19 protein-coding genes and 1 pseudogene are annotated in these 24,230 nt (G+C 40.2%); 5 read left to right on the top strand and 15 right to left on the bottom strand.

Annotated elements, in window-relative coordinates; all coding sequences use genetic code 11:
• Nucleotides 1–596 precede the first annotated feature (596 nt).
• From ACFINY_RS04735 to rpmE, 3 genes and pseudogenes are all read right to left on the bottom strand, one after another.
• Nucleotides 597–843, bottom strand: a pseudogene (locus ACFINY_RS04735) (ABC transporter); the annotation flags it as partial.
• 273 nt (nt 844–1,116) lie between these two features.
• Complete coding sequence (locus ACFINY_RS04730; protein WP_375611743.1) at nt 1,117–1,239, bottom strand: hypothetical protein; 123 nt, start codon at nt 1,237–1,239, stop codon at nt 1,117–1,119.
• Nucleotides 1,240–1,525: 286 nt separating this feature from the next.
• Nucleotides 1,526–1,747 carry a 50S ribosomal protein L31 gene (gene rpmE / locus ACFINY_RS04725; RefSeq protein ID WP_005774581.1) on the bottom strand — a complete coding sequence of 74 codons (222 nt, stop codon included), beginning with the start codon at nt 1,745–1,747 and terminating at the stop codon, nt 1,526–1,528.
• Nucleotides 1,748–1,933: 186 nt separating this feature from the next.
• Between rpmE and ACFINY_RS04720 the strand changes: the two genes are divergently transcribed.
• On the top strand, nt 1,934–3,724 hold the full coding sequence (locus ACFINY_RS04720; RefSeq protein ID WP_375700892.1) for an ABC transporter transmembrane domain-containing protein: 1,791 nt from the start codon (nt 1,934–1,936) through the stop codon (nt 3,722–3,724).
• 1,190 nt (nt 3,725–4,914) lie between these two features.
• On the opposite strand, the gene ACFINY_RS04715 is transcribed toward ACFINY_RS04720, so the two are convergent.
• The 6 genes from ACFINY_RS04715 to tkt form a co-directional block, all read right to left on the bottom strand.
• Complete coding sequence (locus tag ACFINY_RS04715; RefSeq protein ID WP_375700891.1) at nt 4,915–5,070, bottom strand: hypothetical protein; 156 nt, start codon at nt 5,068–5,070, stop codon at nt 4,915–4,917.
• 658 nt (nt 5,071–5,728) lie between these two features.
• Entirely contained in the window at nt 5,729–6,166 is a 438-nt protein-coding gene (locus tag ACFINY_RS04710) for a hypothetical protein (protein ID WP_375613192.1), read from the bottom strand.
• A gap of 660 nt (nt 6,167–6,826) precedes the next feature.
• Nucleotides 6,827–7,858 carry a class I fructose-bisphosphate aldolase gene (locus ACFINY_RS04705; RefSeq protein WP_375700890.1) on the bottom strand — a complete coding sequence of 344 codons (1,032 nt, stop codon included), beginning with the start codon at nt 7,856–7,858 and terminating at the stop codon, nt 6,827–6,829.
• A 110-nt stretch (nt 7,859–7,968) separates the two neighbouring features.
• Complete coding sequence (locus ACFINY_RS04700; protein ID WP_375700901.1) at nt 7,969–9,162, bottom strand: phosphoglycerate kinase; 1,194 nt, start codon at nt 9,160–9,162, stop codon at nt 7,969–7,971.
• Between the two features lie 514 nt (nt 9,163–9,676).
• Nucleotides 9,677–10,684, bottom strand: coding sequence for a type I glyceraldehyde-3-phosphate dehydrogenase (gap, locus tag ACFINY_RS04695; RefSeq protein WP_375700889.1), 1,008 nt, complete (start codon nt 10,682–10,684; stop codon nt 9,677–9,679).
• A gap of 203 nt (nt 10,685–10,887) precedes the next feature.
• On the bottom strand, nt 10,888–12,894 hold the full coding sequence (gene tkt / locus ACFINY_RS04690) for a transketolase (RefSeq protein WP_375700888.1): 2,007 nt from the start codon (nt 12,892–12,894) through the stop codon (nt 10,888–10,890).
• 334 nt (nt 12,895–13,228) lie between these two features.
• Between tkt and ACFINY_RS04685 the strand changes: the two genes are divergently transcribed.
• Both ACFINY_RS04685 and ACFINY_RS04680 read left to right on the top strand, forming a co-directional pair.
• Nucleotides 13,229–13,504: a DUF4164 domain-containing protein gene (locus tag ACFINY_RS04685; protein ID WP_005774573.1), complete on the top strand. Its 276-nt coding sequence runs from the start codon at nt 13,229–13,231 to the stop codon at nt 13,502–13,504.
• Nucleotides 13,505–13,516: 12 nt separating this feature from the next.
• Nucleotides 13,517–13,900, top strand: a complete 384-nt coding sequence (locus tag ACFINY_RS04680; RefSeq protein WP_375611737.1) for a cell division protein ZapA — start codon at nt 13,517–13,519, stop codon at nt 13,898–13,900.
• A gap of 1,481 nt (nt 13,901–15,381) precedes the next feature.
• Here the strand turns inward: ACFINY_RS04680 and pyk are convergent.
• Nucleotides 15,382–16,818: a pyruvate kinase gene (gene pyk / locus ACFINY_RS04675; RefSeq protein WP_375668280.1), complete on the bottom strand. Its 1,437-nt coding sequence runs from the start codon at nt 16,816–16,818 to the stop codon at nt 15,382–15,384.
• Nucleotides 16,815–17,303: a DUF1036 domain-containing protein gene (locus ACFINY_RS04670; RefSeq protein WP_273790491.1), complete on the bottom strand. Its 489-nt coding sequence runs from the start codon at nt 17,301–17,303 to the stop codon at nt 16,815–16,817. The genes pyk and ACFINY_RS04670 overlap by 4 nt, the downstream gene beginning before the upstream one ends.
• A 263-nt stretch (nt 17,304–17,566) precedes the next feature.
• Between ACFINY_RS04670 and ACFINY_RS04665 the strand changes: the two genes are divergently transcribed.
• Nucleotides 17,567–17,827 carry a DUF2312 domain-containing protein gene (locus tag ACFINY_RS04665; RefSeq protein ID WP_005774567.1) on the top strand — a complete coding sequence of 87 codons (261 nt, stop codon included), beginning with the start codon at nt 17,567–17,569 and terminating at the stop codon, nt 17,825–17,827.
• Between the two features lie 537 nt (nt 17,828–18,364).
• Here the strand turns inward: ACFINY_RS04665 and rimJ are convergent.
• From rimJ to ACFINY_RS04645, 4 genes are all read right to left on the bottom strand, one after another.
• Nucleotides 18,365–18,928 carry a ribosomal protein S5-alanine N-acetyltransferase gene (rimJ, locus tag ACFINY_RS04660; protein ID WP_375628687.1) on the bottom strand — a complete coding sequence of 188 codons (564 nt, stop codon included), beginning with the start codon at nt 18,926–18,928 and terminating at the stop codon, nt 18,365–18,367.
• A 572-nt stretch (nt 18,929–19,500) separates the two neighbouring features.
• On the bottom strand, nt 19,501–21,363 hold the full coding sequence (locus ACFINY_RS04655) for an ABC-F family ATP-binding cassette domain-containing protein (RefSeq protein ID WP_375668281.1): 1,863 nt from the start codon (nt 21,361–21,363) through the stop codon (nt 19,501–19,503).
• Nucleotides 21,363–21,749 carry a hypothetical protein gene (locus ACFINY_RS04650; RefSeq protein WP_375645924.1) on the bottom strand — a complete coding sequence of 129 codons (387 nt, stop codon included), beginning with the start codon at nt 21,747–21,749 and terminating at the stop codon, nt 21,363–21,365. Before ACFINY_RS04650 ends, ACFINY_RS04655 begins: the two co-directional genes overlap by 1 nt.
• A 100-nt stretch (nt 21,750–21,849) precedes the next feature.
• Nucleotides 21,850–22,485, bottom strand: a complete 636-nt coding sequence (locus ACFINY_RS04645; protein WP_375613185.1) for a thiamine diphosphokinase — start codon at nt 22,483–22,485, stop codon at nt 21,850–21,852.
• 147 nt (nt 22,486–22,632) lie between these two features.
• Between ACFINY_RS04645 and ACFINY_RS04640 the strand changes: the two genes are divergently transcribed.
• Entirely contained in the window at nt 22,633–24,210 is a 1,578-nt protein-coding gene (locus ACFINY_RS04640; protein ID WP_375674804.1) for a M48 family metalloprotease, read from the top strand.
• Nucleotides 24,211–24,230: the final 20 nt, after the last annotated feature.

Below are 24,230 nucleotides of genomic sequence, written 5' to 3'. Positions count from 1 at the left end.
AAAGCCTAACACAGCAAAACATGGCTGCGTGCTCACCTTGTTTTATAAAATTGATAAAAAGCGTCTTTTTACTCATTTATCGGCTCTTTTTTAGTAAAGCGACATCATCATACACTTTCCTAATCCCCTCAATATTACTACAGCCCCTAAAACTTGAGACGATTCATAAAGAGGACTTATTCTTTCTAAAGTGTTTTATTCACGCGAGCTCTCTCTGCTTGCCACATACAAGAGACATGGTTTTGATTGATTTAATATAACTACATTTGGCATGAGAAAATCCTATGTTTTTCATGATCTTTCATGAAAAACAATGAATTATCCTTATAAATCAACGTGACAGTGCTGTTATGAAGAGAACTCCTTGCTCATCTTAATAGTCCATAGCGATTTAACTGGGTATTATTTTATATTCTGTACACAGAAGTGTCTTTATAAAAATACTTCATCTCAGGCAAAAAAAGAACAGCCCGTTAAAAAAGAAAAACACCTCAATGCTTGCCTTTCTTTTTTCCATGAGAGTTTCAAATTGATAAGCCTGTCTGAAAAGAGTGCTGTTTATGCCCTTAAAAATACTGCTTTTGTATCAAGATCACTTACTCAGATGAAAATTGCAGTTGAGCCAAATGCGCATAAACATTATTTTTTATAATGAGTTGTGTGTTCCTTCTTCCACAAGGGCGCCTTTATCCATCACAAGAATGCGATCTGCTTTTAAAATTGTTGCCAAACGATGTGCAATGACTAGGATTTAGGATTTTGCATCAATCCTTCTAAGGTATCTTGCACTAACTTTTCACTGTTTGCATCTAAAGAAAATGTTGCTTCATCAAGCAGCAACATTTTGATTTATAATAATAATTCATTATTTTATAGGTTGAATGAGAATCCCGAATACCGTAAGATTCTCTCATTTCAAACCTGTTCCATGGTGAACCAACCAAAACCATGTCTTTTGCACGTACCAAGCGGAGAGAGCCCGCGTGAATAAAAAACTATTAAGAAAGAACTTAAAATGCCTATAATAAATTATCTCAAGTGCCAAGGGCTGTAGCAACATCCACGAGTTGGCAAATATAATGACGGTGCCAGCTTGCAACAAGAGGGCTGCATTTCTTAAAAAATGCGTTGTTTTTGCCCCCCAGAAAGCATAGTACCACGTTCTTCTACTTGCGTATCCAAGCCATCTGGTAAAGCTTGAATAAATTCAAATGCATTGGCAGCTTTAGAAGTGGCCAAAATTTCCTCTCCATGGGTATGTTCAGTTCCAAAAAAAGAAGAAAAGTTTACAATTATTTTATTTCAAGTCTTTATACTCTAGGGAAGAAAGGATTTATGCATATATTCAAAATGATTTTTGAATTTAAAAACGCAACCACAATGATTTATAAGTGTTTAAGACCCATCTGTTTATGTCGGATGCGTTTTTGAATTAATATTTAAAGTGCACTCTTTGATAGGATAAAAAACTCATCGTTTGCAATCGATTTGTTTAAAACCCTTGTTCCCCATAAAAAGGAGGCTTTTACATGCCAATATTACCAAAACGATTTTTGAATTTAGAAAGACGACCACCACGATCTACGAGTGTTTGGGAGCCACCTGTCCATGCCGGATGCGTTCTTGGATCAATATCTAGATTAAGAGTATCGCCTTCTTTTCCCCAAGTAGAGCGCGTCGTATATTGGGTTCCATCCGTCATAACAACGGTAATTTTATGATAATTGGGGTGAATATTCGCTTTCATGCGTCAAACCTTTTGCGTTTATAGAATGAAATAGCACTTGCTTGTTTTTTTAAGTGCACTTCCTTTGTCTTTTTGATACATTGATTAAAGTATTTATTTCTATAACTGAGCACGCATCAAAAAACAAGTGTTCAAGATACATCATTGTATCAAGTGTTACAAATCCAATACAGTGAGCAAAATTTTATGACATTACGTTATCGTTCAGAAAAATCGACAAAGTCTTCCCCTAAAAAATCTTCATTCTCTTCGCTTGCAATTTTTGTTCCTTATCTTTTGCGCTATCGTTGGTTGTTTATCTTTGCTTTTCTAGCGTTATCTGTTGCTGCTCTAGTCACATTAGCTTTGCCTGTGGCTATCCGCCAAATGTTTGATCATGGGTTTTCTACTTCAAGCCATGGACATATCAATTTTTACTTTGGAATTTTGTTTATCTTAGCCTTGTTTCTCGCATTTGCTTCAGCAGCCCGTTATTACTGTGTTATCACCTTGGGAGAACGGATTGTTGCCGATTTACGGCGTGATGTGTTTGTCCATATTATGAAACTTTCTCCTGCTTTTTTTGATCGATCACATTCAGGAGAGATTGTTTCAAGGCTTCTAACAGATACCACACAAATAAAATTAGCTGTGGGCTCTACCGCCTCTACCGCTTTGCGTCAGCTGATTATCGTGATCGGAGCCGTCGTAATGATGGTGATCACCAATGCTAAATTGTCTTTGTTGGTTTTAGCAGCTATTCCTGTTGTGGCCATTCCCTTAGTAGTCTTTGGACGTAAAGTTCGCTCTCGTACCCGCGCGGCGCAAGATCGTCTCGCAGATGCCAATGCTGTTGCTACAGAGCAGGTAAGTGCTATTCGCACTGTGCAAGCTTTTACCGCTGAAAAACGCGTTACAATACGTTTTTCACAATTGATAGAACGTGCTTTTCAAACAGCACGTGCTTCTGTAATCTTGCGCTCCTTTTTTACGGGGTTTGCAATTTTTTTGGTTTTTAGCAGTGTGGTTGCTGTTTTATGGATTGGATCGCGCGATGTTTTGAATGGAACGATGACAGGAGGGACATTAGGGCAATTTGTTCTTTATGCGGTTTTTGGAGCTTCTACTTTTGCGCAATTATCGGAACTTGGGGCAGAATTAATCCAAGCAGCAGGCGCTGCTGAACGGCTTGCCGAATTATTACAAGAACAACCTACTATTGTAGCACCTAAAAATCCTTTATCATTAGAGCAACCTATTCGAGGTGAACTTGTTTTTGATCAGGTTGATTTTACCTATCCTTCTAGACCACAAGAGAAAGTTTTACGCTCGCTTTCATTTTCTGTAAAAGCAGGCGAAACGGTTGCTTTTGTTGGGGCTTCTGGAGCAGGAAAAAGCAGCATTTTTTCTTTGATCCTTCGTTTTTATGATCCGACAAATGGAACAATTCGGTTGGATGGCATGGAAATTAATCGCCTTTCTTTACAAGATTTACGCAGTGCAATTTCCTATGTTCCACAAGATGTTGCCATTTTTGATGGAACATTGCGTGATAATATTATTTTTGGAACTGAAAATACCCATGAAGAGGAAATCCTTGCTGCCGCTAAAGCGGCTAATGCACTTGAATTTATTCAAGCTTTACCAGATGGCTTGGATACGCAAGTAGGAGAACGCGGTACCATGCTTTCTGGGGGACAAAAACAACGCATTGGTATTGCGCGGGCAATTTTAAGAAATGCACCCCTGTTGCTGCTTGATGAAGCAACATCTGCTTTAGATGCAAACAGTGAAAAGTTGGTGCAAGACGCCTTAGAAGGGTTGATGCAAAACCGCACAACCTTGGTCATTGCACATCGTTTGGCAACAATTTTAAAAGCAGATCGCATTCTTGTGATGGATAAAGGCGCCCTTGTGGAAGAAGGAACCCATGCCGAACTTGTGGCAAAAAATGGCGTTTATGCTTACCTCGCAAAATTGCAATTTTCACCCGAATAAGTAATCTTGATACAAGAGCAATATCTTTAAGGGCATAAACAGCACTTTTTTCAGACAGGCTTATCAATTTAAATCTCTCATGGAAAAAAGAAAAGCAAGCATTGAGATGTTTTTCTTTTTTAACGGGCTGTTCTTTTTTCTGCGCAAGATGGAGTATTTTTATAAAGACACTTCTGTGTACAGAATATAAAATAATACCCAGTTAAATCTCTATGGGCTATTAAGATGTGCAAGGAGTTCTCTTCATAACAGCACTGTCACGTTGGTTTATAAGGACAATTCATTGTTTTTCATGAAAGATCATGAATACCATAGGATTTTCTCATGTCAAACCCTCATAGTGAGTCAAACAAAATCTCTTGGCTTGCTCATCACAAGCAGAGTTGGCGTGTGGAGTGAAACGGTACAAGAAAGGAATAAAATACCTCTCTTGCCCCTTTACGTTCTAAGGGCTGTCAAAACATTGGGGCGCTGACAAAAGAGTATACGCTGGCAAAGAGTATAATGGTGCTCGCTTGCTGAAACCCTTATGCGGCTCACTTGATAGGCTCTAGGGACACAAGCACTACCCTAAAGACTGACCACACTCTTTAAAAAAACTGAATATGAAAATTTTTTCATGCCCTCTCTCACCGCTCTAAACAATAGTGCTTACCGAAAATCATGACAAATTGTAATTCACAAATACGCTTCTCTCTATTGCAAGAATATCCTTTTATTCTCTTTCAAACACACGAACACTTTTTGAATATTGTTTGCAGATTCATATTATTGAAAAAGAGCAAAGACTTTTTTAGCACTTTTGGGCTTCTTATAACTTTGTGAGAGCACATGAGCAACAGCTTTTATAATAAACCGGCTTTTGGCAAAATTGTAAAATTTTATCAAATTTATTGTTTGTAAATATCACCACGATCACTGTTCTGCTCTTGCAGACACCGCAACCTCAAAACACCGTTCTCTTTGCTCATAAATTGTCTCTCCAGCCCTCTCTTTCAGGCATAGCCCATAAAAATAAGGATAGAGTACTTCGATTGAACACCGTCTTCTCACCCCCTCCAAGCCCCATATATTTTACAGCCCTCAACTTTATAGCACCCCCTATCATGCTTTAAGAAGGCACATTAACGATGATAAGAACATATACAAAGAAGATATATCTTTAGGGTATTTATGTTTAAAAGCTTGCACTAAATCATAATTTTTTTGTATAGCGAGCTAAGCGTATGCAGAACTGACACCCTAACCATTTCAAACCATTCAACTGTTTCAGGAACAGATAAGCCAAGTTTTACGATTATATCTTCAACCACGAATTCACCAAAATGCAGCGGTTTTTCCATCATTTTTTAGCGCTCCCTCTTCAGTGATCCTCTAGATAATTAACTCATTCAGCATCTATACCAGAAAAGCGAAATATTACATGCTAATTTTCCTTTACATTCATTAGCCAAGCCCCCTCAAAATGACCTTTTAGTGAATAGAGCTAAAAGGATAAGTCTTCAAAACCATTTGGTGAGATAGCTATATCAAGAGCACCTAAAATACGCCTTAGTTTCTAAGATAGGCAACTTCCCCCCTTTATCGTATCAGTCTTGTAGAACTTTAAACCCTTTATGTTTAAATCAATAAATCATAATTGGATTATATTGCATAAAGATGCTTTTTCTCATTTTTCCATTTAACACACGATAAGTTACCATTTAGGCACGATGAGAAGCTTGCCCTTTATATCATGATTTCAGAACCGCATGAGAAGAATAAAAGATGATGTGGCTTAATAAGAGAGTTTGTTCATAAGCCGTTTGGGTGTCTTAATCAAGGATGCCGTTAGGCGCGCACCGCCCTTGTAAAGGGTTGCCTTGAGGCTTAAGGACCCAAGGCTTTTTAGTCCCTTCATTAAAAACGCGGGTCTGATGTCATTATTTTGGAGAGCGATTATGAAGAATTTGAGAGGCAGACAGCCTCTCATTTTGATTTGTATGCAAACGAATTGCACTCTATTTATTCAGGGAGAATAAGAACATACCCAGGAGGTGCTAAACGGAACAAGAGAGCGTCGTAACCCCACATAGCATACATGCAGCAAATAGAAAAAACGCCTTCACCAATTGCTAAGATTAATGTGAGCGATATACCGGCTTCATCTGCTGTTGCTTCGCGGCGTTGTAAGTAGTATCCGACAAAAAAGAAAAAGCACGCTAATCCACTCGCACCCGAAAAGAAGCTTAGTATGGCATGAACCGGTCCACGTATGTTGAACAGGATAAGAAAAATTGTGAAAGTAAATACTGTAAAGATCCCTTCGAATACCCCACGCACCATATTGCACAATTTTCGCATCATAATTGCAGAAAAGCTCTGTTCTGCGTATCGATTTTTTCTTTTGATGCTTGTATTCTTAGAAGATATACTGTTATTTTTAGAAGATATACCGTCCACAACTCCCCCCGTTTTAAGCCAAGATGCTATGAAGTTAGACATTTGTAATTATATCATCAAAAAATACAAGAAAAATTTATCCATTTTAATGAAAAAATAGGTGTTTTATTGAGGTGCAAATCTATTTTCTTTCGCAAGAGTTATTCAATTCGCTCGTTAATAGAAAAACTACCCCCATTGAAGAGGAAGCTATCCTGACGTAGAAAAGCTTCATAAGCTGTATTCCAATCCGCTCAGAAATCGCAACTTTCTAATCTACCCGCTTAATCCACCTTTGAAACTGCAATCAAATGAATTCTGCCGATGACAAGTAATGATAACATGAAAAAGAAAAAATATCACAATATCAAACTCTTCAATACAGTATGAGCTTTATGATTTTCACGCAAAAAGTAAGTACCACCTCATGAACGACACCATACTAAAGTGCTGTGCATTCACAAATTTCCTAGCATTGTCTCCCCTTCTCGAAATTGCACCTCTCCCGCAATCTTATCTCTCGATAGCACCCATTAAAGACTTTTAAAAGGTCCAAGGAAAAAACTCTCTGAGAAAGCTTTTAAGCCTAAAATGCCCCCGCCATTCTTATCATGATGAGGGCACAAAAAATCACGCAGAAATATGAAAAATCTCTCCGCATTTAAAAACAGAGCTTGTGCTTCAAGCGCACGCTTTTTCTTGTTCTTTTGTCCATTGTCCCAAAGCCGCAAGATGATTCATCCGAGCCCGATGACGAAATGCCTTCTGTGCAACAGCAATATTCTCATCTTTTCCTGCCCATGCTTTTAAGGCAGCTGCTTGCAATGCGCGTCCATAGGAAAAGGTCAATTTCCAAGGCAATACGCCCAAAGAATTCATAGCAGATAAATGCGCCGTTGCTTCCTGATCAGACTGCCCTCCAGAAAGAAAAGCAATTCCTGGAACAGCAGCAGGAACAGTTTGTTTAAGCACTTGGACGGTCTTTTCAGCAACTTCTTCAACAGAAGCCTTGCGTGCATCCTTTCCATCAATCACCATATTGGGCTTTAAAATCATCCCCTCCAAAAGAACACGAGCTTCAAACAATTCTTTAAAGACAGCTTGCAAAACAGTGCGTGTCACCTCAAAGCAGCGTGTGATTGAATGCCCACACGATGATCCATCCATCAACACTTCCGGCTCAACAATAGGCACAATATTGAACTCCTGACATAAGGCAGCATAGCGTGCAAGAGCTTGTGCATTTTGTCTTATGGCGCCTCTTGTTGGCAAAGTGTGTTCATCAATAGCAATTACCGCACGCCATTTAGCAAAACGTGCTCCCAAAGCATAATAATCTTTTAGCCGCTCACGAAGACCATCCAACCCTTCGGTAATTGTCTCTTGGGGAAAAGCCGCCAAGGGTTTTGCACCGGTATCAACTTTAATGCCTGGCAAAGCGCCTGAATCCCGAATAAGATCCGTCAACATTTTCCCAGTTGATGCTTTTTGCCGAATGGTTTCATCAAATAAAATAACCCCAGAGATGGCGTTTTCCATCGCTTCTTTTGTACTAAAAAGCATTTCACGATAAGCACGGCGCTTATCTTCATTGGATTCAACACCAATGCTTTCAAAACGCTTTCCAATGGTCGCCGTACTTTCATCTGCCGCCAAAATACCTTTACCCGCATGCACCAAAGCAAGTGCAATATCTTCAAGCCGTTCATTCATAAAAAAATTCCTCTTTATTTTGTCTTAATTTCTAAAAATGCGCAACACTATCAAAAACACTCTACACGACTGTATAATTTTTCTTTAACCTTCCCCTCCAAAGAAGCCCTTTAAGCCTGCATGAGGGCAAGAATACCAGGAAGAACCTTACCTTCCATCCATTCCAAAAAAGCTCCTCCAGCAGTCGAAAGATAAGTAAAATCATTGGCAACACCGGCATGATTAAGGGCAAAAACCGTATCGCCCCCTCCCGCAATTGAAACCAACTTTCCCGTCAAACTACGTTCTGCTGCATGGCGTGCAACGGCAATGGTTCCCTTATCAAAGGGAGGCATCTCAAAAACACCAAGGGGTCCATTCCACACAAGAGTAGCAGCTTCATCTATCGCAGCATTGATATGCGCAATAGAGCGCGTCCCAATATCCAATATCATGCCATCTTGTGGAATATCTTCAATGTCATAAAGACGATGCGGTGCATCTTTTTCAAAACGAAATCCCACAACAGCATCCTGAGGGAGCAGAAGCGTACAGTGACACTCTCGCGCTTTTTTAATAATTTTTTTTATCGTTTCCATCAATGCATGTTCACACAGAGACTTTCCTACATGGATACCTTGCGCAGCTAAAAAACTGTTAGCCATCCCCCCACCAATAATTAAGGAGTCAACTTTTTCCACCAAATGATTGAGCACAAAAAGCTTACTAGAAACCTTTGCTCCTCCCACAAGAGCAACCACAGGACATGCTGGATTGCCAAGTCCTTTTTCTAATGCCTGCAATTCACCTTGCAAAGAGCGTCCTGCATAAGAAGGCAACAAATGCGTTATTCCCTCCACCGAAGCATGGGCACGATGAGAAACTGAAAAAGCATCATTGACATAGAGATCTCCATTATGAGCCAAAGCTTCTGCAAAAGAACAATCATTCTTTTCTTCACCAGCATAAAAACGAACATTTTCAAGCAGTAAAACACCACCATTTTGTAATGACTCAACTGCAACCTGCACCGCCGAACCGATACAGTCAGGAGCAAAAGCAACCGGCTGATTAATGATCTTTTCCAGCACTTGCACAACAGGACGGAGTGAAAACTCTTGCTCTACCTTTCCTTTGGGGCGACCACAATGAGAAAGCAGAATAAGTTTAGCACCACGCTTTTGTAGCTCAACGAGTGTCTCTTTATGTCGTACAAGACGCGTCTCATCGCATACCTTACCTTGCGCCATAGGAACATTAAAATCTACGCGCACCAGAACACGTTTACCCAAAACATCAACATCATCAAGTGTACGAAACCCCATCACTGCTTCCTCTTCACTTTCCATTGTTTCAAATAAAAACGCATCCAACAACCCTGCCCACTTTTCTTTCCACTTATCCCCCCCTCTTTGCTTTTACAAGAGATCCACGACAGCCCATCTCTCACCCTCTGTTTGAAAAGCCAAAGCTTTTATCGTCAAATGTACAAAAGCCCACCATTGCTCTTAATCTTCATATTCCATTGTGGCAAACAAATGCATTAGCTCAACTTGATCTCTATTAAAGCTTCCTTTTACTTCTAGGAAAAAGAGTTTACATCTCCTGTTTTCTAACGTTTTCTCAAAAGGTATCTCGTTCAGATCTTACTTTTTAAAAGTTTACTCTTTCATTCATCTTTTAAAAGCACGTATTGACACAGTATTAAAACAAAACACATCATCAATGTTTCAATAGCCTCTTCTCTCTAGCGCATGAGAACAACAGCCTCTAACTGTTTTTCTCAAAATTGCACAAAAATGAGACTTTTCCTTATAAAAAGAGGACCCTGAGGTCCTCTTATATTGTCTGAGCAAAAGCTACAGCAGTATCACTCATACGATTAGAAAAGCCCCACTCATTATCATACCAAACCAGAACGCGACAGAACTTACCATCAATCACTTTGGTTTGATCATTGTGGAAAATAGCTGAATGAGGATTATGATTAAAATCACAACTCACGAGCTTTTCTTCTGTAGTGTCCAAAACGCCCTTCAGATGCCCTTGTGCAGCAGTAGCAATAGCTGTATTAATTTCTTCGATTGTTGTGGAACGCTTAGCGATAAATGTCAAATCAACCACAGAAACATTAGGGGTCGGAACACGAATCGATACACCATCAAGCAATCCCTTTAATTCTGGTAAGACCAATCCCACAGCTTTTGCCGCTCCTGTTGAGGTAGGAATCATAGAAAGAGCTGCCGCACGTGCACGATAAAGATCCTGATGCATTGTATCCAACACAGGTTGATCCCCCGTATAAGAATGGATTGTTGTCATAAAGCCTTTTTCAATACCCACTGTGTTATGCAAAACTTGTGCAACAGGCGCCAAACAATTGGTGGTACAAGAAGCATTTGAAACAACGCGATGCTCGCTGCTTAAAGATTGATGATTAACCCCATAGACAACCGTAAGATCTGCTCCTTCAGAAGGCGCAGAAATAAGAACACGCTTTGCCCCCGCATCTAAATGAGCACTTGCTTTATCACGTGCCGTAAAAATACCCGTACATTCCAAAGCAATATCGATATCCAAATCTTTCCAAGGCAATTGAGCAGGATCACGCTCTGCGCATACCTTTATTAAACCACCTCCCACATCAATAGCATCCCCTACCACCTTAACGATCCCAGGGAAACGCCCATGAACTGAATCATAGCGTAATAAATGGGCATTTGTTTCCACCGATCCCAAATCATTAATTGCAACCACTTCAACATCTTGTCGTCCACTTTCCACAAGCGCACGTAAAATATTGCGACCAATACGACCAAACCCATTAATTGCAACACGAACTGTCATTTCACATGTTTCCTCATCAATTTTTAAAAGCACAACATTTAAAACACAATAAATGGGTATTTCACCAATCCAAAATCATTAATTCCCACAATGTCAATATCTTGATCACTCACTCACTTATCCACAATAATGCACAAGATCATCCACAATACTGCACAAAATATGATGCCCTACAATCACCCCATTCATGACAACACAAGCTGTCACTTTGTCTTTTCCTCTTTGATCTTTTCCAGCTCTTTTTCAACGGTGGCAACAACATTTTCCCAAGTAATACCAAAATGCGCATAAAGGGCATCAATTGTTCCACTTGCCCCAAAGCCCTCCATACCAACAAACACACCATCACAGCCAATAAAACGGTCCCATCCTTGGGCGACAGCAGCTTCAATGGCAATTTTAATCGGTGCATCTCCAATGAGAGCACGCTGATAGGAGAGAGATTGTTGAGAAAAAAGTTCAAAACAAGGCACAGAAACCACACGCGTTGGGATGCCTTTTTCTTCTAACACCGTATGTGCCTCCACTGCAATTTGCAATTCTGAACCAGAAGCAAACAGCGTCACTTGTGCATCATCGCTAGCTGTTAGGAATTCATAAGCACCAAGCATACAAAGATTTTCTTCTTCATACTCTTGACGCAAAAGCGGTAGATTTTGTCGACTTAAAGCCAAGGTAGAAGGCGTCCCGCGTGCTTTCAAAGCCAATTGCCAACACTCGACTGTCTCCATAGCATCGGCAGGACGAAACACAAAATGATTAGGCATTGCACGCAAGCAAGCCAAATGCTCTACGGGTTGATGGGTCGGACCATCCTCACCAAGACCAATAGAATCATGAGTCATGACATAAATCACCCGCAACCCCATGAGAGAAGACAAACGCATAGCAGGACGCATATAGTCAGAAAAGCATAAAAAGGTTCCCCCATAAGGAATAAAGCCGCCATAAAGGGCAAGACCATTCATCACAGCTCCCATTGCATGTTCGCGAATTCCATAATGCAGATAGCGCCCTGAAAAATCTTCAGCAGAGATACTTTTCATCTGGCTACTTTTTGTATTATTAGATCCGGTTAGATCAGCCGAACCACCAATAGTCTCACTAACGACCTCATTGATCACTTCAAGAGCCATTTCCGAAGCTTTACGCGTAGCAACAACGGGGCGCTCTTCAACCAATTTCTGTTTATAAGTATCAATAGCGCCATCAAATCCGCCCACGAGATCGCCCCGCATCAATCTTTCAAACTCCACACGCTCTGAGACAGGAAGATCAGCAAATTTTTCTTCCCATTTTTGGCGTTTTTTAGCAGCATTGAGACTAGCCAAGCGCCAATTATCGAGAATATCGGCTGGAATAACGAAAGGCTCAGCATCCCACCCTAAAGCGATACGGGTTTCAGCGATTTCTCGTGCGCCCAAAGGGGCTCCATGAACTTTATTGGTACCCGCTTTATTTGGTGCTCCAAAACCAATTGTTGTTTTACAAGCGATCAAAGTTGGTTTATCGGAATTTTGTGCCGCCTCAATAGCCCGCGCAATTGCTGCTTGATCATGCCCATTGACTTTATGTGTCTCCCAACCAGAAGCCTTAAAACGCGCAATCTGATCTGTACTGTCAGCAAGGGAAATCTCTCCATCGATAGAAATATTATTATCGTCCCACAACACAATAAGCTTATTGAGTTTCAAATGACCGGCAAGGGAAAGTGCTTCTTGAGATATCCCTTCCATAAGGCATCCATCGCCCACCAACGCATAAGTGTAATGGTTGATAAGATCACCAAAACGGGCATTTTGCAAACGTTCCCCAAGCGCCATCCCCACGGCATTCGCCAATCCTTGTCCGAGAGGACCAGTCGTTGTTTCGATTCCTGCCACATGCCCATATTCTGGATGCCCAGCAAGCTTTGCTCCTAATTGGCGAAAATTTTTGAGATCTTCAATGCCAATATCTTCATAACCAGAAAGATACAAGAGAGCATAAAGCAACATAGACCCATGTCCTGCTGATAACACAAAACGATCACGGTTAGGCCAGCGAGGTTTTTTGGGGTCATGAGCAAGGAATCTTGTATAAAGAACCGTAGCAATATCGGCTGCTCCCATTGGCAAGCCCGGATGACCAGAATTTGCTTTTTCAATCGCATCAATAGCAAGAAAACGGATAGCATTGGCCATCTGATTCTGTTGGTGGGTGTTTGTCATGAATAATCGACCATTTCGTTAAATACGTTATTCTGTTGCTTTTTCCGTATTCTCTTAAAATTCTCAAGAAATACTATTTTCTAACCATTAGCGTGAGACTTTTTGCCACCACTTCAATAATATTAATAACATTCCCCTCACGCGTTCTGTATATCCATGTCATTTATGCCAATACGCGCAAAAAATCCAGCTTTTAATTTATATCTATCCCCTGCTTTGCTTGCTAAAATATCCTACATACTTAAAAATAAAATGCACACAACACAAGAGTGAAAGTGATTCGTTTTTGCATAACACATTGATAAAGGATACAATTACCCAAAGGATAAAAGCAATGAACCAAGAGACTACAGTTCTACAAGATGCTTTAGAGCACCTAGAAAAGGCACTTAGAACTTTAGAGATCACCATAATAAACCGCAATGCCGTTATTGATAAAAATAACGAATGGGAAGAAGAAATCCAACGAATGAATGCTGACCGCAGCCATCTTGCCCAAGCGCTTGACAAAGCTGAAGCCCAAATTGAACGCTTAGAGTCCGTAAACAAAGAAGTTTCCAAACGTCTTATTAAAGCAATGGAAACAATTCGTGTTGTCATTGATAGATAAAGGTTTGAATGTATGGAAACTGTTTCCGTTACCATTGATGGTAAAGTTTATCGCATGGCTTGTGACAAAGGACAAGAACGTCGTCTTATTGCGCTTGCTGCTCAATTGGATCAATATATCACACATTTAAAGAACAATTTTGGTGAAATTGGCGACCATCGTTTATCGGTTATGGCTGGCATAATGATTATTGATGAAATGGAAGAAATAAAACGAGAAAATAAAAAATTACAAGAAGACTACAATACTCTTTTACGACTCCACAACGAAAGAGACCGCACCATGGGGAAAATTATGCGTGACACCACACAACGCATTGAAAATCTCACCAACCAATTGCTCAAAGATGATCAAAACTGCACAAACCTTCAAGAACAAGAACAGGAAGATTTCTAAAAATTACATCAGCGCGTAATAAACCAGAGATTTGACTTGTCCGCCACATCTCACAGGATAAAAATTCTTAAACCCACGCCAGTCTGTAAACAGTCTGGTTTCTTATAGGAAGGATTCCAGCTACTCACGACTTATAGGATTAACTTAAACCTCAACAAGAAAGCCCTACCCTGAATATTTCACCTCCGCACAAACGCTTCCTATATCAAGGAGACTGCCTTATATCACCACATTTCAAATGAGATGTCTTTTAACCGCGCAATAAGATAACAAAATCAACATCATTGTAAAAAAATCATATAAATGACAACAGCAACAAACAAATAAAGCACCCTTCGAAAAAAAGAGCTATATTCATGTTCCCTATGAATGCATGCCCAAAAATCCTTGCCCCTTAGATAATATCAAGCAGATTCAATATATATTAAAAAATAACCTTATCTATTATACCGTAAAACACCGCTATTTGATACTATAAGCACCATGGAGTCTTTGCACCTGAGATGTCCATCCGATGAAACCCACCGAAAAGAACCGTATCATTTATAAACCAGCGTGAATTAAGTATTTTCATCCTTTAGAGCAAGAAAAAAGTCAAAACCGAAGAGTATGTTAATCTCATACAACCTCAAACATCATAAACAACAATAATAGCTCTTGAAAACATCCTCTACCGCTATTTTTATCCTTATAACAAATAATCCATATTTCTCTCCCCACCCCTCAAAATCTCCAAGCTTAATAAAAGAAAGAGCAAGTCGGCATCATCATTATAGTCAGCCCTCAATATTGCGATAGCCCCCTTGGCTCGTAAAACGATTCATAAGAGGGACGCCTTTCTTGTACAGCTTTTTCCCATAAAACCCACCGGCTTGTGATGTACAAACAAAGAGTTATGATTAACAAAACATAAATAAATTGAAGAGAATTTTACGGAATTCGGGGTTCTAATTCAAGTTTAATAACGATAAATTATCATTATAAATCAATATGTTGCAAATGCTTCGACAAAGCATATTTTAAAAACACATTCACCCATCACTTTTTCTCATAACATACCAGTACGATTTTTTAGGCACATAATTTTAATTTTATTCAATTCTGTTTGCAAAAGTTTAAAATGGGAAAAATTTCAAGGCTCTCATTCAAAAAGAAAAAGAATAAATTCTCATTATCAATGAACATCTGGCTCGTATAAACATCAATAAAGCAATCCCCAATATGCCTTAATGAAATAAAAGGGGGGCTCCCATTAAATGCCCTACCGTAAAAGCAGCTTCCTCAAAACTAAAACAAAATCAACAGACAACATCACCGCATCTGCTTCCATCCCCAAACTGGACGACCTAATGCAACACCTTGCTATCTTACGATAGGAGATAAAAGAATAATGGGTCTATGGAGGCATTCACAAGAAGCGCACACCCGTTGTTTTTAAAGCCTGTTCAAAGGCGCATGAAAAAACACCATGCGTAAACGGCTCAAATCCCTTTCGTTCCATCTTGAGAGACAGAAGCAATACGCAAGAGATTTGTCGCACCGGGCGTTCCAAGAGGAACACCGGCTGTTACAAGGAAACGATCCCCTCCTTGGCAAAAGCCTTCCTGAAATGCAATGGCTGCTGCTCGATCAACCATATCTTCTAAATTGCGAGCATCTTGCGTGACCACACAATGAAGCCCCCAAACGAGAGCCAAACGCCTTGCTGTTTCCACAATGGGCGATAAAGCAATAATCGGTCTATTAGGGCGTTCACGAGAGGCGCGCACCCCCGTTGTTCCTGAAGCCGTATAGGCAACGATAGCGGATAGAGCAAGTGTTTCAGCAATCTGACGCGCAGCAAGAGAAATCGCATCCGTTCCTGTTGATTCTGGTGCTGGATGTTGTGCTCCAACCTGAGCGGCATAAGTGTGATCCTGTTCGATTTGTCGCGCGATTCGGTCCATCATAAGCACAGCTTCTTCAGGATAACGACCAGAAGCAGATTCAGCAGACAACATCACCGCATCTGTTCCTGCATAAACTGCTGTAGCAACATCTGAGACTTCTGCGCGTGTGGGAACAGGAGATGTGATCATTGATTCGAGCATTTGTGTTGCCACCACAACCGGTTTTCCAGCTAAACGACAAGCTTTTATCAACTCCATCTGAAGTGCAGGGACCTTTTCCAGAGGCATTTCCACACCGAGATCACCCCGTGCAATCATAATACCATCGGAAATTTCAATAATCTTCTCTATATGCTCCAAGGCTTGAGGCTTTTCGATTTTAGCCATCAAAGACACCTTACTTTTCGTCAACTGACGCACCGCCATAATATCTTCTGGACGTTGAATAAAAGAAAGAGCAACCCAATCAACAGGCTGCTGTAAAAGAGCCTGAAGATCCTCCTTATCTTTTGACGTCATCGAATCAAAAGGCAAAATTGTATCGGGAAAACTGACACCCTTTCGATCAGAAATACGGGTACCAGCAACCACGCGGCACTGGACAGAATAACCATCACATACTTGCGCGCGCAGTTCCACCCTTCCATCATCAATCAACAACCGGTCCCCTGGTTTAACAGCCGCAAATACATCCTCATGAGGGAAAAAAACACGCTGCGCATCGCCAAGAACATCGCGATTATCTAATGTAAAGCTTTGCCCAACACGCAAATCTTCTTGCCCCTTAGCAAAACGCCCCACACGCAGTTTTGGCCCCTGAAGATCCACCAAAATACCAATGGGGCGTCGAACTGTTTTTTCAACTTCTCGTATAGACTCGACCAAATCACCCAGCATATCACGATCAGTATGGCTCATATTAAGACGAAAAACGTCTGCTCCTGCCCTAAAAAGCTTCTCAATCATCAAACGAGAAAAAGAAGAAGGACCAAGAGTCGCAATAATTTTTACTTTACGTGCACGTTTCACGGTGGAGAATTTCCTGAAAGAGAAGGTATAACTGAATTGTTTAACAAAGACTCATCCGTCAACTGTACCATCCAACTGGTTTGATTTCCGGTATCGATCTCTTTAAATTCAGCCTTTTGATATCCTCGAGGGAAACAATCATGAACCCCTTGAATAGTAAATTGGCTATCTTGCACACACATGGTCACAGAGCCTGCCCAGTTCCCTTTTTTTTGTGCCCCTTCCGCATAAAAATAATAAAACCGTGAAGCAAGGGGCCCCTCAATTAAAGTTTTACATTCCGTCACTGGTACCGTCCACCAGCCTTCGCTCACCCACCCTGAAAATGTACGATATCCAAGAGCAACCCCTACAGACTGTTGGGTTGTATTACAAACTCTAAAGTCAGCTTTTGCAAAAACAACAAGGGGAAACAAGAGCAAAATGCTCAAGAGAAAAACTTTTAATCCTTTCTGAAACACCCAATATCGCTTTTTTAAAATCACAAAACTTCCTCTATAATGCCAAATTCTCAAAACAAATTACACATTTCTTTTTTTTAAAGCTTTTCAAATCTAAAACGTATATTTTTATATTTTTCTTTTTATAGCCCTTTTATCAATGCATATATCTTAAAAATTTTACAAAATATTTAAAGTCAATTTGTAAAAAAGCTGTGTAGCTTGATTTACTTTTTATTTTCAAGCTTTTTTAACATAAATTCGTCGTCGAAAAACAACTTAAAATATATAACCTGGAGAAAAATACAATGAACGATACAGTAACCGATCAAACACACGCTATATCCGTAAACCAATTACGCTCTTTTATCGAACGTATTGAACGACTAGAAGAAGAGAAAAAAACCATTTCTGATGATATTAAAGACGTTTACACTGAACTTAAAGGCTCTGGTTTTGATAGTAAAGCTGTTCGAAGCATTATACGGCTGCGTAAAAAAGAAGAGCATGAAAGAATGGAAGAAGAAGCAATCATTGAACTTTATAAAAATGCGCTTGGTATGAATTAAAACCATTGATAACATTGGAAATTTTCTTAAGAAAAGAAAATACAAAAAACAAATGGCAAAAAATAAATGAATGTATAAAAATTTCACCCAACAATAAGCCGTTTGTGTAACTTGTAACGAGACTATCGGTCACAGAATACACAATATTGCAACAGCCCTCACATTTAAAAGGATTTATACAGAGAATTTTTATTCTTGTTCTTCAATCATTGTTTATCCACATAAACCCTCACTTGTATGCCAACCCAGTTTGTGATGTGCAAGAGAGGTGTTTTTTATGATTAAACATCTATAAATTTGAAGTGAGAAAGTCTTCCGATATTGAGGACTCTCTTCAAATTGAAAAAAATGAATTATGATGATAAATCAATTTATTATCTACGAAAAGAAACATATGAAAGCGGTCAGCAGTTGAAACCCGCTAAACGAGAGTCTGAACCGTTTACAAAAGAAGAGGTGGTTAAGGATCTTCGTCTTTTAGGATAGGGAAAAGTGCAGCATATTTACACATTTGATAAAAAGACCCTTATCAAAACTTTATTCGAATCTATTAACGGACTCATAAAGATCATTGATTCGAGAGGTTAGAATGTGATCTCTCCATTTTCCAGAAATCATCAAATAGTCTTTGGCATAGCCTTCTTTTTCAAAATGAAGGCGTTTTAATAAACGTTCGCTTTTTATGTTCTCAGGTCTATAATTTGCCATCACTCTATGCAGATGATAAACATGAAAGATATGGCGTATTAGAGCCGATAAACTCTCAAACATGAGACCTTTGCCTTGTTGTTTTTCATCAAGAGAAAAACCAAGATGACAGGCTTGAAAAACACCCCGAACCACATTTGTAAAATTCACAACACCGATGACTGTGTTTTCATTTTTTAATCGTACAGCATATCGGTATGCTTGTCCCTGTGCGCTTTCATAAGCAAATGCATTGGCTCGTGTTTCCCAAGCTGTTAGGCTGTGGTAACCATCAGATCTAACAGGTTCAAAAGGACGCAGATGATTCGCATTACGGAGGAAATAAGAAGACAGTTCAGCTGCATCTTCTAAACCGATCAATGTGGAAATTGTTCGCTTTGTTTTAATTGCCATCATTTTCTCCTCCTAGACAATGTCACAATAACACGTTGATTTATCTTAACAAATCATCATTTTTAAACTCAAATCATAATGTCGAATACAGTAAGCTTTTCTCATCACAACACTTCTTACGTTAGAATCAATGAGGATCTTTTGCTTTTCCGTCATAAGTGGGGGTGGTATGTTTAAAGCATAAGGTAAAGACAGGGGAATATTTCTTATGAATGCTCTCAAGTTCTAAGGGGCGCTGTAGCAACATTGGGGACTGGCAAAGTATGCAAGGGAATTGGCGTACTTCCATATACGAAATTCTGAAAAAACTTACGGCAAAGATAGTTTTGTTTCTTTGCCTTGTAAGCTCAGAGCATGCTTGTTTTGCGCTACCATATCACTGCTCCCCCGTATACAAATCCCAATGACCATCGCCTTGAGATGCTATATGTTACAGTGCGATCTAAAAAGTCTCTGTCATAACTCGTCAACAACACTGTTCCCGCTAAATCAGCCACAAACTCTTGTAACAAATTAAAGAAAAGCGATGATGCAATACGAATTAAAATGTTTAGATATTAATATCTGAAACATTACCGTGAACGCGCTTCCATTTCTTCGCGTAAAATTTCAAGTTCTAACCATTCTTCTTCTTTTTGTGTGCAAGTATTTTTCTTTTTTGCCAACGTTGTTGATAAACGTTCAAAACGCTCTTTATCACTGCGATAAAGGGCTGGATCAGAGAGTTCTTGCTCAATTTTTTTGATTTCGTCCTGTAAAACAGCAATTTCTTCAGGCAATTTTTCCAATGCATAAACCTGCTTATAAGACAATTTACCTCGTGTTTTTTTCTCCCGCCCTATCAAGCGATCATCTGTTGATGTGTCCTGTTTTGAAAGCTCTCCCGCATGAGATTTTGAAGGTGCTTTACGTTGCGATAATTCTGTTTTTTTGCGTTGTAAACGAAGAGCATGCTGGTTTTGCGCCATCATATCACTATAGCCGCCCGCATACAAAACCCAATGACCATCACCTTGAGGTGCCAACATATGCGTTACAGTACGATCTAAAAAGTCTCTGTCATGGCTGACCAACAATACTGTCCCCGCAAAATCAGCAATAAATTCTTGCAACAAATCCAAAGTTTCCATATCCAAATCATTGGTCGGTTCATCAAGAATCAAAAAGTTTGCAGGACGAGAAAGAAGTCGTGCAAGCATGAGGCGTGCTCTTTCTCCCCCAGAAAATTCTTTAAGGGGAGTGCGTGCTTGTTCCGGTGAAAATAAAAAGTCTTTCATATAAGAAACCACATGCCGCTCCAACCCATTGATCACAAGAGTATCACCTCTTCCCCCCGTTAAATAATGCGCTAAAGTTTCTTCTTCATTTAAAATACGTTGCTGATCAAGCAATGCCATAGAGAGGTTATAGCCATGCCTCACCGTTCCACTATCCACGGCTTCTTGCCCAATTAATGCAGAAAGGAGCGTTGTCTTTCCGATTCCATTGGGTCCTACCAAACCGATTCGATCACCCCGCTGAATGCGCAAAGAGAAATCTTTCACGATAATGCGATCACCATAGGATTTTGAAATTTTCTTTGCTTCAAGCACCAATTGCCCAGAATCATGACTTTTTGCTGCTGTCAAAAGTGCATTTCCTGGCTGCCCTTTATAGGTTTGATGACGCTGTCTTAAGTCTTTTAATTCGCCTAAGCGCCGTACATTACGCTTACGCCGTGCGCTCACGCCATAACGCAACCATTGCTCTTCACGAGCAATTTGGCGCCCCAATTTATGCTGTTCGATGGCTTCTTCTTCCAGTGCTTTATCACGCCAATTTTCAAACTCAGAAAAACGCTTTTCCAGTCTTTTGGTTGTGCCACGATCAAGCCATACCGTTGACCGCGTAACATTTTCTAAAAATCGCCGATCATGGGAAATCACCACAATCGCTGAACGCAAAGAAGCCAAAACAGCTTCCAGCCATTCAATGGTTGGTAAATCAAGATGATTGGTTGGTTCATCTAAGAACAAAATATCGGGTTTTGCAGCAATGGCCCGTAACAATGAAACACGCCGCTTTTCGCCTCCCGAAAGCGTTTCCAATTTTTCCGTCCCAGAAAACCCTAAATTTGTGCGAAGCGTATTAATCCACTGAACATCAGATATATCATCCAGCCCCGCTTCCATATAAGCATTAATATCTTCAAATCCTGAACAATCCGGATTTTGTGAGACATAACGGAGCGTTACTCGCGGGTGGCGAAAAATTTCGCCACCATGAGGTTCTAATATTCCTGCGGCAATTTTTAATAAGGTTGATTTTCCACAACCATTACGGCCAACCAACGCAATACGCGCCCCCTGCTCAACCGATAAAGAAGCTTGATTGAGCAAAGGCGTTTTTCCAAAATTTAAGAAAATGCGGTCAAGCCGCAGAAGCGGCACCGCCATTAACGAACGCGGCGCGGACAAGGTGCTTGATACATCACCCCTCTTGCATCACGGTAAGCACACAATTGCCGTACAGGAACTCTTTGTCTACAAGGTGCTTGGTAAACATGCCCTCTACGACCACGATACGTGCACAATTGTGATGCCTGTCTTTGTTGTTTTCTTTGATTTGCAGCTGCACCTGTTACTGTTCCAGCCAAAGCACCAAATGCTGCACCGGTAAGTGCTGCTCCAGGCGTACTTCCAGCAATAGCAGTTCCAGCCAAAGCACCGATTGCTGCTCCTCCTACGCCGTAACGTGCAACGCGTTCATCATTTGTAGTACAAGCGACTGAACTGAAACCAATGGCTGCAACAACGGCCACTTTAAAAATTGATTTTAACATATCAAAACCTTTCCTTCTCAAGATCAATACATATATCGTTTATGTCGGCACTTCATCACTAGGCCCCCCCCTGCCTTATTCAAAATATATTGGAAGAGCTTTATGGAATAGGTACAGACACTAGCAATATAGCTTTTCCAGAACCTAAATGGCAAGAAAAGGTTCCACAAATACGGTTAGAAAGTGTTAAAGAAGAGCCAAATGACACATTTTTGTCACAAATTGGCCATTTTACTCCCTTAAGCGTTAAACCTTTTAAATCAGAAAAACCGATAAGACTAAACAAACACCCTTTAGGCAAATCATATGAACAAGGCTTTGGCAAAACCGGCCAACCTTCTTCCAAACCGCTTGTCAACAACACTGAAATACCCCTTTCAGCCATCATCAACGCTTGCGTCATATGAGAAAGGCTATGATCACTTCGCTCCCCTCCCAAAGCACCGCATAAAATAAGCTTTTTAGCACCCTTTTGCAGCGCTCTTTCACATGCCAGAGCACTATCTGTCATATCTTTATCAGAGGGAAAAACTTCACGCGGAACATGATTATATTGGCGGATTAAATTCTCATCTGATGAATCAAAATCTCCTAACCACAACTCAGGCGTTACATTAAGCGTTGCCGCATGACGCATACCACCATCCGCAGCAATCACCCGACTGTTTTGAATTTGATTAAGCAAACGATCAGTGATATGAACATCCCCATTTAATAATATCGTAAATGTTGTCATGCCATACTTTGCCTTTCACAAAATTTTCTTTACAGTGCATCTTTTTATAAGTGAGAGTTATTTTTTATAAACAAAAAGCATGATATAGCCAAACGAATCCTTATCCCTAATGCCTTTCTTAAAGAAACATACGATACAAAGATACAAATGCAATTTGCCAAATTACTCCGCAGAAATAATGTGCACCATGGTCCAACGCACCCCATTTTTCACCGCAATTTTCTTTTTCGCTCTTGCCTGTATAAAGCAACTTTCATAAGTCTAACGTTTCTCCTTTCGGCTTGTCATACACCACTTTCTCAAAATGATAGGCTTTCTTCCACTTCTTCTAAAACGATCAAACGTACCAACAACCACAATATCTATGTCACATTAAGCGCTCTGCAACACCCACGTATTTTGCAAATGTATGGTGGCGCTTATCATGATGCAAAACTTGAACACCTTTTAGCAAAGATTGTCCGTAAACTAGCAGTTGCATCCCATAGTTCTCATCAAAACTATTCTGTAACAATTTTAAACTCAGAAACTATCAATGCTTTTGCGCTCCCCAACGGCTCGATCTACATCACTCGTGGTATGCTGGCATTAGCCAATGATTCTTCAGAAGTTGCAGCCATTTTAGCCCATGAGATAGCACATATCAGAGCCAATCATGGCATTTTACGCCTGCAAAAAGAAGCCCAATTAAAGATGACCAATCACATGTCTTCACGTCTTCTTTCTTCTATTGGCAAAAAACTTCATAACCCTATGCAAAACAAGCAACAACTCGCGCAATTTTCCCGCAATCAAGAGCTGGAAGCTGACTCCCTTGCGCTCGAAATGCTCCAACAATCAGGATATGATCCTTTTGCTTCACCACGCTTTCTTCAAACAATGGAAGCCTATAGTGCTTTTCGTAATATCTCTGGCACCCAAAATGCCTCTCTAGATTTTTTAGCCTCCCACCCAACTACCCCTCAACGCATTCGGCTTGCGATAGAAAAAGCGCGTAAAATCAGTAAAGGGAATAGTAAAATATCCGATCATGATTCTTTTCTCAAAAGCATTGATGGCATAATTTTTGGAGGAGGCTTTTATACAGGTTTTGTACGAGGCAACCAATTTATTCACCCACAATTGCGCATAGCTTTTTCTGTTCCAAACAATTTTACAATAGAACATTCAGCACACACTGTTTGGGCCAGTGGACCAGATAAAATTGCGATTCGTTTTGATGCTATTCCACATCCTGCTGAAATATCTGCGAGTGATTATTTGAAAAGCGGCTGGATTATCGGTCTAGATCAATCATCTATCCGCCCCATCACAATTCAAGGGCTCCCCAATCAAGAATTTATGCGCCAAGAATCCCAAAGCCAAAGTTTACTTGGAGCGCGGGCCTATGCTACCAATGATCAATGGCAATTTGATGTGGTTGTCATTCCATTCAACAACCACATCTTTCGTTTTTTGACGGCCGCTCCATATAATTCTCGAAATTTTGCAGAGGTTGCCCAAAAAACGCTACAAAGCTTTCATTCTCTTTCATCTTCACAGTTAAAAAAATTGCAGCCCTTAAAAATCCGTGTTGTCCGTGTTAAACAAGGAGAAACCGTTGCCAATCTTGCAGATAAAATGCAATACACACCATATAAAGAAAAACTCTTTCGCATCCTCAACGCCCTCTCACCAACGCAAACTTTACCCGCAGGTACAAAAGTGAAAATTATTACAGAATAAGCCTTTCTTCTCATCCGTTA

Source organism: Bartonella sp. AA23NXGY, assembly GCF_042197165.1.
Lineage (GTDB): Bacteria > Pseudomonadota > Alphaproteobacteria > Rhizobiales > Rhizobiaceae > Bartonella.
The sequence above is the reverse complement of the archived record's forward strand: the minus strand, read 5'-3'. Positions and strand labels throughout refer to the sequence as shown.